This window comes from Arsukibacterium perlucidum DSM 18276 (assembly GCF_000382165.1).
Taxonomy (GTDB): Bacteria; Pseudomonadota; Gammaproteobacteria; order Enterobacterales; family Alteromonadaceae; genus Alishewanella; species Alishewanella perlucidum.
On sequence record NZ_KB907701.1, the window covers coordinates 105,153 to 117,382 of the forward strand.

Below are 12,230 nucleotides of genomic sequence, written 5' to 3' on the forward strand. Positions count from 1 at the left end.
ACAGAGACTTTAAAATAGATATGAACATGGATTCTGACTTACCGTTTTCACAAGCTTGTGAAAATAATAAAGCGCCAATTCTAACTGTGCTGCAGCAGGCTTTTGCCGGCTGCAGCCAGGTGCTGGAAGTCGGTAGTGGTACTGGCCAGCATGCGCTGCATTTCGCTAAACATTTACCATATTTAAATTGGCAGGCATCTGATCAATCTGTCTATCTGACCGCATTGGCAGAACGCATTCGCCGTGCCGCGTTACCAAATTTACCTGTACCTTTGCAGCTGGATATCTGCGCAGATCCCGCACCCGCTATAGCTGCAGACGGTTTATTTACCGCCAATACCCTGCACATTATGCCCTGGCCGGTAGTGCAGCATTTCTTTAGTCGCTTAAATGAGCTGACAGCAGCCCGGGCCAGCTTATGTATTTATGGCCCCTTTAATTATAACGGCCAGTTCAGCAGCGCCAGTAACCAGGCATTTGATGCCAGTTTAAAAAGCCGCGACCCGGCAATGGGGATCCGGGATAGTGAAAAGGTTATTGAACTGGCGCGCCAACAGGGTTTTCATTTAAAGCAGGATCAGCCAATGCCAGCCAATAATCGCTTTCTTTGGTTTACTCAAAATCTACAGGGCTAAGTAACTTTACTTCTCACAGCGTATGCTGGTTTTAAGTATTCACCACTTTGCATCAACTCTGCCAACGTGGTTACTGCCTGCCAGATATCCACATACCTTAAATAAAGTGGTGTAAATCCCAGCCGCAAAATATCCGGCGCCCGAAAATCAGCAATTACCCCGTGCTGAATCAGTGCCTGACACAAAGCGTAGGCATCAGGGTGCCGATAGGCCAGTTGACTACCCCGCTCTGCTGGCTGCTCTGGTGTCAACAGCGTCAGTTGCTTTAAACTACTGTGTTGTTGCACCAGCTGTTGAAAACAGCTGCTAAGCGCCAGAGATTTTGCCCGAAGCTGGTTGATATCGACATCTGCAAACACGTCCAGTGCGGCATCTAATACGCTCATCGATATAATTGGCGGAGTGCCGGTTAGAAATTGCGTGATACCTTGCGCTTTCTGGTAGTGCTTATCAAAACTAAAGGGTGAGCTATGGCCCATCCAACCAGTTAAAGGTTGCTGCAGATTGGCATGATGTCGTTTTGCCGCATACAAAAATGCCGGTGCTCCCGGACCGCCATTGAGGTACTTATAACCACAGCCTACCGCAAAATCTACCTGACAGGCATCGAGCTCAATTGGCAGAGCACCGGCACTGTGGGCTAAATCCCAGATCACCAGAATACCTTTGGCATGTGCAAGACGGGTTAACCGCTGCATATCCAGTAAGCGGCCACTGCGAAAATCGACCTGGGTTAGCAGCAACACAGCGATATCTTCAGTTAGCGCCTGCTCTAATAATGCGTTATTTTCGCTATCCTCAACCAGTTTTAAGCGGCAACTTTGCTCACCCAATAAACTGGCCAGGCCCTCAACCATGTAAAGATCAGTCGGAAAATTACCAGCCTGAGATAATACCAGCTTGCGGCCCGCCTGCATTAACATGGCACTGCTGAGTACTTTGAATAAATTGACTGATGTGGAATCGCAGCAAATGACCTGGCCACTGGCTGCACCCAGCAACCGGGCTATCTTTTCCCCGACATTTCCGGGTAAATCAATCCAGTTATGCTGGTTCCAGCTTTTAATTAAATCCTGTGACCACTGCTGCGCTAACACCTGTTGCGCCCGCTCTGCTGCTATTTTGGGCATGGCGCCAAGCGAGTTACCATCCAGATAAACTGTATTATCAGGTAACACAAAAGCATCTCTTGTAGCCGCCAGAGGATCCTGCCTATCCCAAAGTTGTAATAGCTGCAGGTTTAATGGGCTGGTGTTTGCTTCAAAAAATTCCCGGGGGTTAGTCACTGTGCGAAAAGCTCCTGCAATGTTTCAATAAACTGCTTATACGCCAGCGTGTGGGGATGGATCCAATCAAAATGGCCGGCGTTGGCTATTGTTTTAAATGGTAAACCACTGCTGCTGGCCTGACTTAACGGCACAATACTATCGTCGCTGCCATGTAAAAGCAAAGTTGCCGGGTGCAGAGTTTGCTGTTGTGGGTTGGCCTGCTGATAACGCACCGGTTGCTCACTGGGGCTTCCTCCCATAAATTGGCTGGTAGCGCGTTGGCAGCTGTTATCCCCGCTGGCATAGGCCAGCATATCGGTAATAGCAGCCAACCCTACTACAGCTTTAACCATCGGTAAGGTGTTTGCTTGCGGCTGCAGGTAACTATGGCTTCCTGCCAGCAGCGCCAGCTGTCCGCCGGCAGAATGGCCGGCGATAACCATGTTGGTGTTATCTACTGCAAAGTCACTAAGCCCATTTTTGACAAAGCTAAGCCCCTGTAACACATCATGCATGCTACCCGGCCAGCCCCCGCCTTCATCACCGCTGCGCCGGTATTCTAACGACCATACCGCAAAACCCCGGGCAGCAACGGCCTGACTGAACGCTCTGCTATGGTTGATATCATAGGCATTTAACCAGCAGCCGCCATGAATGAAAACCAAAAGCGGTGCTTTGGTCTGTGAATTGGTTTGTGTAACTGCTGCGTGCGGCAAGTATAAGCGGCCATACTGCAGTTCATCCACGCCATAGTGCAGCTTGAGGCTGTTATCAGTGTATGGCAAGCTGACCAGGCTGGCGTAGCTGACGTTAGAAAGCGTTGGCAGCGCAGTCTGTGTTGGCGTTATGTCCGGGTTTAGTTGTTGCCGGGCACAACCAGCAAGCAACACCGTTGCCCCGGTTAAAAAGGCTATTATTATTTTAATCATACTGTTAGTCAGGCGCTAAGCTCACTGCTGTGGTGTAGCCAGTGTATTAGTGTAATCACAATCAGCATATTCAAATTTAATCTGGCTTAGTACTAAATTCTTTTTTTGCAGCGCGTGATATAGCTTGAGTTAATGCCAGAAGACGCCAATATCGTTTAATCCATGATTGACAGCCATCAACTATTTCCCGGAGGCATATATGAGTAACAACTATACCCCACCTAAAGTCTGGCACCCCGAAACAAAAAGCGGCGGCCAGTTTGCCAGTATTAACCGCCCGGTCGCCGGCGCCACCCATGAAAAGGTTTTGCCAGTGGGCAAACAGCCTTTACAGTTATATTCGCTGGCGACACCCAATGGCGTTAAAGTAACAATTTTACTGGAGGAATTACTGGAGGCAGGTATAAACGACGCTGAATATGATGCCTGGCTAATCAGTATAAAAGACGGCGAGCAGTTTGGCAGTGGTTTTGTCGGGCTTAACCCGAACTTTAAAATACCAGCGCTGCTTGATACTACTAATAGTTGCCGGGTATTTGAATCCGGGTCGATTCTGTTATACCTGGCTGAGAAATTTGACGCTTTTATCCCGAAAAACCCAGCCAAACGCACTGAAACCCTGAACTGGTTATTCTGGCAAATGGGTAGCGCGCCATTTTTAGGGGGTGGTTTTGGGCATTTTTATGCGTATGCTCCGGAAAAATATGAATATCCAATAAACCGCTATGCGATGGAAGCTAAACGTCAGCTTGATGTGTTAGATAAACAGCTGGCTTCAAATCAGTACATTGCCGGAGATGAATATACTATTGCTGATATGGCGATCTGGCCCTGGTATGGTGCGCTGGCATTGGGCCGGTTGTATGATGCGGCAGAGTTTTTACAGGTACAGGACTACCCCAACCTGCAACGCTGGGCAAAACAGCTGGACGCCCGCCCGGCAGTAAAACGTGGTGCTATGGTTAACCGCAACTGGGGAGATGAGCCACAATTACCTGAACGGCATAACAGCACCGATTTTAACAATAGTGCCGTGAAAAAAATGGTGCCGAAAAAAAATAACTAAGATACAGCAAACATTTACCAACCCGTTACCGTCTGGGTCGACGTGGCCCAGATGTAAGTAACACCAACACCAACCGACCAACCAGCATTTTTAACCACCAGAGGGCTATGTTGGTTTTTAGCGCTGGTTACCGTTTCATAACGGGCAAAACCAAAGCCGCGCCATTTTGATGAAAACTTTTTGCTGATAGCCCCTGAGGCACGCAGAGCAATTAACCCCGGTTTAGCATCAAATTCAGGTCGGACTGACGTAACAAACTGCTCGGTTACCTGATAAAAGCGGTCAGTTAATTTCTCGCTACCGAACAGCGCACTGATCCCAAATGAATAGGCTAAATTGTTTGCGGTAATAACATCTGCAAATAACGCAGGTTCGATGCTGACACCACTAAAACGCATACTGTCTTCGATATCAAATACCCCACGAACAGGCAGGTCTAATCGTACCCTGCTCCCCCAGATATTATCGCTGATTGTCCAGCGCAAACGAGGGCCGGCTTCAACCAGGGTGCCAAGCTCAGGCATGCCATCCCGCACTGGAACATCACTTTCTGATGAACCCAGTGCCGCAGCAAAACCAACATCAAGCTCAAGGGTGTCACTTTTATATGCACGCAAACCAACGGTGCCGCGATCAGCCCGCAGCAAATCACCGCGGTAAATAAGGTAGGGTAAGAAAAAACTACGCTGTACCTGCTTGCTCGAGCCAGGATAGGCTAATTGATTAATATTCATACCAATTATGCCTGCCTCCCAAAGCGGCAGCTCGGTTGCCGGCTCTGCATTTACAGATGTGGCAAATAAATGGCTAGCGATAAAAGCACCAATCATGTGTAAAGTATTGATACGATTAGGCATATGCTTCCTGTTTAATGATCGACTGATTAATATAAGGGTCAAGCAGTTGCCGTACATTCACCCGGGCACCAAGTCTGGCAGCCAATAAATATAAACCAGCAATTTTACGGTGCAAAAACAGCGCGTCAGCTGGCGGACTGTGCCAGTAGTTTTGTTGCATACTCAGAGCGGTGCCGGCGTCCCGCATCCGGACTGCAAGATCACTCTGATCAAAATCAAAAGGCTGGGTTTGCCGTAACGGTTCACAAGCCAGTGCAACTAAATTTAACACTGCCGCTTTTTGCTCAGGTAAGATAGTCTGGCTGAAAAAACCGATCGTGGTGAGTGCCTTTTCCATCGCTGGCTGATCATTGGCACAAGCGCCCTTAAATAAAGCCAGATAGCCGTTGCTTATCTGCTCTGAATAATCGCGACAGGCACCAAAATCCAACAGCACCAGCTGCTTGCTATGCGGGTTATACAGATAATTAGCGAAATTCGGGTCAGTTTGTACCAGTTTAAATTCAAACAGCTCCCGGAAAAACAAGCTGAACATCAATTCAAGCACCCGGTCTTTTTCAGCTTGCGCCGCACTTTGCAGGCTTTCAATGGGCTCACCATCGACATAAGACATGATTAGGATATTGGCACTACTTAAATCGGTATAAACCTGAGGCACCAGATAAGCAGCATCAGATGTCAAATGCTGCTGGTAGCGTTGCAAATAGACCGCTTCTTTACGGTAATCCGCTTCATTTTTTAACTGAATTTTTGCTTCATTAAGTAAACTTTGATATTCCACTCCGGCTGGGATCAGGCCACTTATTTTCAGTAGATACGCCACATTATCCACATCACTGTCGATACTGATTTTTACCCCGGGATACTGTATTTTAACGGCCAGTTTGTCGCCGTTATCATGATAAGCCTGATGCACCTGGCCAATCGAAGCGGCGGCCATTGGTTTAAAACTGAAATCAGCAAAATACTGCTGCCATTGTTCACCTAACTCCTGGCGCAGCACCTGGGCTAACTGTTTGGCAGGCATCGGGTTAGCATTAGCGCGCAGCCGGGCCAGCAATTCAGTCAGCTCTGCCGGCAATAAATCACCGGAGTCCATCGATAGCAGCTGGCCTAGCTTCATTGCCGCACCACGCATATGAGCCAGTTGATCGGCTACCCGCTTAATATTTGCCGGGGTTAGCAGCATGCTTTTACTGCTTGGCCGGTTGCCCTGGGCCAGTTGCCTTGCACCCTCAGCGAGCATACCACCTGCCACGCGTCCAGCTAACGATGCCAGTCCTCCAAAGCGACTGAGTCTGTTGGTCGGTACCTGAGATGAATTGTCCGCCATTACGCACCTTAAATAATCTGCATTTACTAAATTTACGCAGCAGAACGCGGATAGGCTCAGTTACAAACGTTTTAATTCAGTTATCAAACATCAGACGCCCGCCATTTGCTCCGCTGCTAATGCCTGCTTTTTAATTTCCTGCTGCAGTTCAACGGGCAACTTCAGTTGTTTTGCCAATTCATTCAGATAGCTGCGTTCCATAAAACTTTCTTCATCAATAACCAATACGCTGGCCAGATACATTTCAGCGGCAATTTCCTGACTGCTTGCCGCCGTAGCTATTGCAACGGGATCCAGTGGTTTCTGCAGCTCGGTATCCATCCAGCGCAGTAAAGTGGTATCGCGGGTAAATTTGGCCACTTCAGCATCAATGATTTCCCGTTCCCGGTCATCAATATGACCATCAGATTTTGCCGCCGCAATAACAGCGATTAAAATCGCTTTGCTGTGAATTTCAATCTCGGCTTCAGGTACCCTGTCGATCGTCGCTGGTGTATGGTTTTGCTGTTGCTGGTTATTCTTCTGCCAGTTGCTGTAAGCTTTATATGCGACCAGTCCAACTGCTGCCATGCCGCCATAGGTTAGTACTTTACCTCCCAGCTTGCGGCCTTTTTTGCTACCAAGCAGCAGTCCCAGCGCGCCACCTGCCAGCGCCGCTCCGCCCTTACCGGATAACATACCGCTAAGACCACCAGTCGAAGCCGATCCGCTGATTTTGTTGGCTCCCGCAGTGTTGCTGCCAAGTAAACCAGAGCCAGACTTTAGTAACTGATCTAATAAGCCTTTAGTATTCATGTTGCACCTTAATATTTTCTGAAATCAGAGTATTGATATTGGAAATGAAAATAAATTCAATTTTTCATCAGAATAAAAAGCAGGCATCAAGGCTGCAACTGATAGTGTTGTAATAGCGCCATGCGCTCTCGCTGGCAGTAATCTGCAATGGCATTGTGCAGGGGGCTTGGGCTGAAATGGTAAAAACCATGGCGGATAACCGGCATAAAGCCGCGCTTAAGCTTATGCTCGCCCTGGGCACCGGCATCAAACCGGCTGATGTTGTTAGCAATGCAATAGTCAATACCAGCATAATAACAACATTCAAAATGTAATTTATCAAACTCAGCCAGACAGCCCCAGTAACGACCATATAAGCAGTTTGCTGATTTAAAACACAAAGAGGCTGCTACCAGTTTATTATTAGCATAGGCAGCAAATACCACTATGCTGTCAGCCATATTCTGGCCCCACAAAGCAATGGTTTCGGGGGTTAAATAGCCATTATGGCCGGATCTTTTCTGGTAGGTAGCCCGATAAAAGCCGCTGAATGTCTGCCAGAAATCAGAGTTAAGCTGGGCTCCATTCAGGCATTTAATCACGATATTCTGTTCAGCTACCTGGCGGCGCTCTTTGCTGATTTGTTTGCGTTTACGAGAGGGTAACGTGGCTAAAAAGCCAGCAAAGTCGTTGTAGCTATGGTTATGCCACTGAAACTGCACATCAAAGCGTTCCAGCATACCGCTATCCCGCAAAAGGTGTTGGCTTAACGAGTCCGGGTATAAACACTGAAAGTTACTGCAAGCAAGCTGTTGCAGCCGCTGTTTAATTGCCTGATATAACAAGGTAAACATCTCGCTGCGGTTTTCCCCCTCAGCCACGCCCAGCCTGGGTCCTTCAGCCGGGGTAAACGGAATAGCACAGAGCAATTTCGGGTAATAATTAAGCTGATAATGCTGATACGCCTCAGCGATAGACCAGTCAAACAAATATTCGCCATAAGAGTGCAGCTTTAAATACATTGGCATGGCGGCAACTAAGCAACCTGCCCGATACAGCAACAGGTGCTGCGGCAGCCAGCCACTGCCTGCACCAACACTGCCGCCCTGCTCCAGCGCGCTCAAAAAAGCATGGCGACAAAAAGGCGCGTCTGCATTAAACAAGCTGTCCCATGCAGCTGCATCAATCGTTGCCAACTCATCACACAGCTTTATTTCAAGCATTAATCGAACTGCTTAGCCGCTGCCAGCTCTTGTTCCAAGCGGTTGCTTTCGTCTGCCCGCGGTTTGGCAAAGCGTGCGAGTGCCAGATAGAGAACCGGCGTTAGATACAAGGTAAATACTACTGCTATACCCAGACCACCAAATACTACCCAGCCAATGGCATTACGGGCTTCTGCTCCGGCGCCGGTAGATAAAATTAACGGTAAACCGCCGAGTAAAGTTGACAATAATGTCATGGCAATTGGCCGCAGCCGGATTTGTGCCGCTTCTTCCACCGCTTTTCTGACACTGTAACCACGATCCCGTAGCTGATCGGCAAACTCCACCAGTAGAATGGCATTTTTGGCCAGTAAACCTATAAGCATCACCAGGCCAATCTGCGAATAGATGTTAATTGAAGTGCCGGTTAAAAACAGCGCGAACAACGCTGCCGCGATACCAAATGGCACTGTGGCCATCACTACTACAGCACTGTTAGCACTTTCAAACTGTGCTGCCAATACCAGCAAAACAATAATAAAAGCCAGAACATAGGTCAGGGTTATTTCCCGCGCCGTTTCTTCAAAGGTTAACGCTTCTCCCAGAAATACCAGACCGACATTAGCGGGCAGTTCCTGCTGGGCCAGAGTTCGTAATTGCTCAACTGCCTGCTCCATCGACATATCGACCGGCAATTCCATTTCCATTTCAATGGCCCGGCGCTGCGCCTGGCGTTCCAGTTCAGCTGCTACTCCTTCTTCGGAAATATAAGCCAGACTGGAAAGTGGAACCAGCCCGCCAGCCCGCGAGCCGACATACAAATTGGCCAGATCTGATGGGTCGGTAACCGATGTAGCGGCTGCCTGCAAAATAACAGGCACCGACTGATCGCCCACATTTAAGTCGGCTAAATCGTCACCATTTATTGCTACCCGTAAAGTGGCAGCAATATCTGATAACGGTACCCCTAATTCTTCCGCGCGGCGCCGGTCAATATTTACCCGCAGCTGAGGCTGCGTGGGCTGATAGGATATACGAGGCATACCCATTTCAGGCATTTGCTGCTGAATTGCTTTAGAAAACGCCTGAGCAGCGGCAAAAATACTGGCGTAAGACTCTCCGGTCAGCGCCAGCTCCAGGCCTCCCCCCTGACCACGCAGGTTAAGGCTGTTTGAGCCAAAGGCCCGGGCGGGTGCGCCCGGAATTGCTGCCAGCTGAGGACTGATTTGATTGATTATTTCCTGTTGTGACTTGCTGCGTTCGCTCCAGTTTTTTAATGGCACCGTTATAAAGACCAGGTTAGGATCCCACTGGCCTACCACAGTATAAATAGAATCAATATCACCGCCATTAACAAAGGGCAGTAGGATCTCTTCCATTTTATCAGCCTGGCGGTCCATAAAGTTCAGGCCTACCCCGTCCGGGCCGCGGGCAAATACCCTAATAGTACCCCGGTCTTCGCTTGGCATCAGTTCATTATCAAGAACCAGATAAACTGCACCGGCACCGCCGGCAGCTAACAGGCAAGCAATAAACACCACAAGCGCATGGTCAAGCGTCCAGTGCAGGCTGCGGCTGTATATCGTCAGCAAGCGGTTACCTATGCCGCCAAAGATATTTCTGGCACCTTGTTTAATGGGTAACCGGGCAGTTAACGCCGGCACCAGCGACAAGGCTACAAAAGATGAAATAATAACCGCAGCGGCCAGTACACCACCAAATTCACGGAATAAGCGGCCGGCAGTTGAAGGTAAAAACGCAATAGGCACGAAAACGGCGACTAATACTGCAGTGGTGGCAACCACTGCAAAAAACACTTCACGGGTGCCGATAACTGCGGCAGCCCGCGCGCCTAACCCCATACTGCGGCGGCGTTGAATATTCTCCGACACTACAATAGCATCATCGACAATTAATCCTGTTGCTAACACCAATGCCAGCAAGGTCAGAATATTGATTGAAAAGCCCATTAACCAGATGGCAGCCAATGCACCAATCAGAGAGACAGGAATAGACAATGCAGGCACGATGGTGGCGCGCCAGGAACCGATAAATAACCACAGCGTAAAAATAACCAGCAGTATTGTCAGCGCCAGTGAGGTAATGACTTCGCGCACTGAGCCCCGGATAAATTCAGCATCATCAGAGGTTACCTGCAGTTGCAGTTCAGGAAAACGGTTTTCGACTTGCTTCACCAACGCCAAAACTTCATCAGAAATTTCGATAGTATTAGAACGTGCCTGCCGAATAATACCCAGGCCAATAACCGGCCTGCCATCCAGTCTTACCATGCTGTTAGCATCTGCCGGACCAAAATATACGGTGGCAACATCACCAATCCGGGTATCACCACTAATAATAATGTCTGCAACCTGTTCGGCACTGACTGAGGTAGCATCAGCTCTGACAATAAGTTGTTGATCGGTTGAGCGTAAACTCCCCGCTGGCACATCAAAGGGGGCCTGTCGAAGCGCGGCTGCTACATCGGTAACCGCCAGGTTAAAACTGGTCAGGCGCAGCGGATCAAGAATAACCCGCAATACCCGCTGCCTGTCGCCATTTAATCTGACATCAGCAACACCTGGGATGGTTAAAAAAAGTGGCGCTAAGTCTGTTTCTATTCTTTCAGTCAGTGTTTCCAAATCAAGGGTAGAACTTGATACCGCGATACTAACTACCGACTCTGCATCGTTATCGGCTTTTATAATGGCCAGTCTTTCGACCCCGTTTGGCAACTCTCGTTGTACCCTGCTGACGGCCTCACGGGTTTCATTGGCGGCATCATCTAAGTTAACGCCCGGCCGAAACTCAACCCTAATCCGCGAACTGCCCTCTTCACTTGAGGCATTAATAGACTTTACGCCTGACACCCGGGCTACTGCTCCCTCAAGCTTACTGGTTACTTCGGTATCGACAGTTTCAGGGGAGCCACCGGGAAAACTGGCGGTAACAGAGACAATTGGCCGGTCAACATCGGGCAGTTCCCGCACTTCCAGGCCATTTATTGCGGCAAAGCCGGCAATAATGATCAAAAGATTGAGCACAACAATCAGTACGGGCCGGCGAATAGACAGCGATGGCAGATCGTTATGAATTGGTTCAGAATTCATAGGCCCGCCCTTTGCTCATTTGCAGCCTGCACCGTTTGTCCGGCCCGCAGGCTTTGCACGCCCTCAGTGATTAACATATCACCTTCATTTAATTCGGCCGACACCAGCAGCCTGCCGCTCAGACGCTGCTTTATCTGTACGTCGATTCTTTTCGCCTTGTTATCCTGCTCAATCCAGACATAAGCGCCGGTCGCGCCCCATAATAGCGCTGCTTCCGGTACCACTGCATATGACTGACCAAGCACTTCAAGTTTCACTCTGAAACTCATGCCAGGCCGGTATAAATCTGCAGCGTTATCCAGTAAGGCCCGCACCCGGATTGTCCGGTTAGTATTGTCGATTCTGGAATCTAGCTGGCTTATTTCAGCATTGAGGCTAATGTTGTCACCCTGCCAGGGTTGCAGGGTAAGCCGGGGTTGTTGCTGCAGCATGGCCAGGGCGGTTTCCGGCGCACTGAAGTTAATCAATAGCTGGTTCCGGTTGTCCAGGGTTGTTATTGCTGTTTGCTGGCTAATTCTGTCACCAATTTCCACGTCAGTTAAGCCAACAACACCAGCAAAGGGCGCCCGTACGGTGCGATCTGCCAATTCAGTTTCTGCTTCGGTCAGCGACACTTTTAGCAAATCACGGGCAGTCATAGCATCATCTAACTCGCTTTGCGCAATCGCTCCCTGCCGCCTGCTGGCAATTAGCCGCTCCAGAGTACGTTCCGCATCAGCTAACTGAATACGGGCCCGGTCTACAGCCACTGTCTGCCGTCTGGCGTCTAACTCCAGCAAAACTTCACCACGCTGAACTTTCTGGCCCGGCACAAAATGAATCGCTGTGACTTTATCCGCTACTGCCGGATATATTATTACAGATTGCACTGCCTCCGCCGAACCAACTGCCTCAATCCGGCTGCTTTGCTGTTCAAACTCTACGGGGATAGTAATAACCTGCGCTGTCCGGCCCGCGCCGCGGCTTTGCGCCCACGAGCTGAAGCTGGTGCTGCTGAATAAAATAAATACGGCCAGCCATATCGCTTTTTGCCATGCTGTTATCATTAACTTTCCT

At 49.2% G+C, this 12,230-nt stretch carries 10 protein-coding genes; 2 read left to right on the plus strand and 8 right to left on the minus strand.

Features of this window, described 5'->3' with window-relative positions; translation table 11 throughout:
• Positions 1–26 precede the first annotated feature (26 nt).
• Positions 27–635: a DUF938 domain-containing protein gene (locus H141_RS0100465; RefSeq protein ID WP_205620316.1), complete on the plus strand. Its 609-nt coding sequence runs from the start codon at positions 27–29 to the stop codon at positions 633–635.
• On the opposite strand, the gene kynU is transcribed toward H141_RS0100465, so the two are convergent.
• The gene (gene kynU, locus H141_RS0100470; RefSeq protein ID WP_019674276.1) at positions 632–1,921 is read right to left on the minus strand and encodes a kynureninase; all 1,290 of its coding nucleotides are present in this window, start codon (positions 1,919–1,921) and stop codon (positions 632–634) included. The two genes, H141_RS0100465 and kynU, sit on opposite strands and share 4 nt — an antisense overlap.
• A complete protein-coding gene (locus tag H141_RS0100475; protein WP_019674277.1) occupies positions 1,918–2,832 on the minus strand; it encodes an alpha/beta hydrolase in 915 nt (304 codons plus the stop codon). Before H141_RS0100475 ends, kynU begins: the two co-directional genes overlap by 4 nt.
• Positions 2,833–3,031: 199 nt before the next feature.
• Here H141_RS0100475 and yghU point away from each other — a divergent pair, with 199 nt between their 5' ends.
• The gene (gene yghU, locus H141_RS0100480; RefSeq protein WP_019674278.1) at positions 3,032–3,898 is read left to right on the plus strand and encodes a glutathione-dependent disulfide-bond oxidoreductase; all 867 of its coding nucleotides are present in this window, start codon (positions 3,032–3,034) and stop codon (positions 3,896–3,898) included.
• Positions 3,899–3,912: 14 nt separating this feature from the next.
• Here the strand turns inward: yghU and H141_RS0100485 are convergent, their stop codons facing one another.
• From H141_RS0100485 to H141_RS0100510, 6 genes are all read right to left on the minus strand, one after another.
• Entirely contained in the window at positions 3,913–4,755 is an 843-nt protein-coding gene (locus H141_RS0100485) for a MipA/OmpV family protein (RefSeq protein WP_019674279.1), read from the minus strand.
• Positions 4,748–6,088 (minus strand): ABC1 kinase family protein, encoded by a 1,341-nt coding sequence (locus H141_RS0100490; RefSeq protein WP_026349130.1) that lies wholly within the window; start codon positions 6,086–6,088, stop codon positions 4,748–4,750. Before H141_RS0100490 ends, H141_RS0100485 begins: the two co-directional genes overlap by 8 nt.
• A gap of 90 nt (positions 6,089–6,178) precedes the next feature.
• Entirely contained in the window at positions 6,179–6,883 is a 705-nt protein-coding gene (locus H141_RS0100495; protein WP_019674281.1) for a tellurite resistance TerB family protein, read from the minus strand.
• Positions 6,884–6,969: 86 nt separating this feature from the next.
• Positions 6,970–8,085, minus strand: a complete 1,116-nt coding sequence (locus H141_RS0100500; RefSeq protein WP_019674282.1) for a GNAT family N-acetyltransferase — start codon at positions 8,083–8,085, stop codon at positions 6,970–6,972.
• Positions 8,085–11,174 (minus strand): efflux RND transporter permease subunit, encoded by a 3,090-nt coding sequence (locus tag H141_RS0100505; RefSeq protein ID WP_019674283.1) that lies wholly within the window; start codon positions 11,172–11,174, stop codon positions 8,085–8,087. The genes H141_RS0100500 and H141_RS0100505 overlap by 1 nt, the downstream gene beginning before the upstream one ends.
• Positions 11,171–12,220, minus strand: a complete 1,050-nt coding sequence (locus H141_RS0100510; RefSeq protein ID WP_019674284.1) for an efflux RND transporter periplasmic adaptor subunit — start codon at positions 12,218–12,220, stop codon at positions 11,171–11,173. Before H141_RS0100510 ends, H141_RS0100505 begins: the two co-directional genes overlap by 4 nt.
• Positions 12,221–12,230 lie beyond the last annotated feature (10 nt).

Excerpts from the sequence above, each read along its gene's own strand:
- H141_RS0100465 (WP_205620316.1), top strand. The coding sequence starts at position 27 with ATGGATTCTGACTTACCGTTTTCACAAGCTTGTGAAAATAATAAAGCG.
- H141_RS0100475 (WP_019674277.1), bottom strand. The coding sequence starts at position 2,832 with ATGATTAAAATAATAATAGCCTTTTTAACCGGGGCAACGGTGTTGCTT.
- yghU (WP_019674278.1), top strand. The coding sequence starts at position 3,032 with ATGAGTAACAACTATACCCCACCTAAAGTCTGGCACCCCGAAACAAAA.
- H141_RS0100485 (WP_019674279.1), bottom strand. The coding sequence starts at position 4,755 with ATGCCTAATCGTATCAATACTTTACACATGATTGGTGCTTTTATCGCT.
- H141_RS0100490 (WP_026349130.1), bottom strand. The coding sequence starts at position 6,088 with ATGGCGGACAATTCATCTCAGGTACCGACCAACAGACTCAGTCGCTTT.
- H141_RS0100495 (WP_019674281.1), bottom strand. The coding sequence starts at position 6,883 with ATGAATACTAAAGGCTTATTAGATCAGTTACTAAAGTCTGGCTCTGGT.
- H141_RS0100500 (WP_019674282.1), bottom strand. The coding sequence starts at position 8,085 with ATGCTTGAAATAAAGCTGTGTGATGAGTTGGCAACGATTGATGCAGCT.
- H141_RS0100505 (WP_019674283.1), bottom strand. The coding sequence starts at position 11,174 with ATGAATTCTGAACCAATTCATAACGATCTGCCATCGCTGTCTATTCGC.
- H141_RS0100510 (WP_019674284.1), bottom strand. The coding sequence starts at position 12,220 with ATGATAACAGCATGGCAAAAAGCGATATGGCTGGCCGTATTTATTTTA.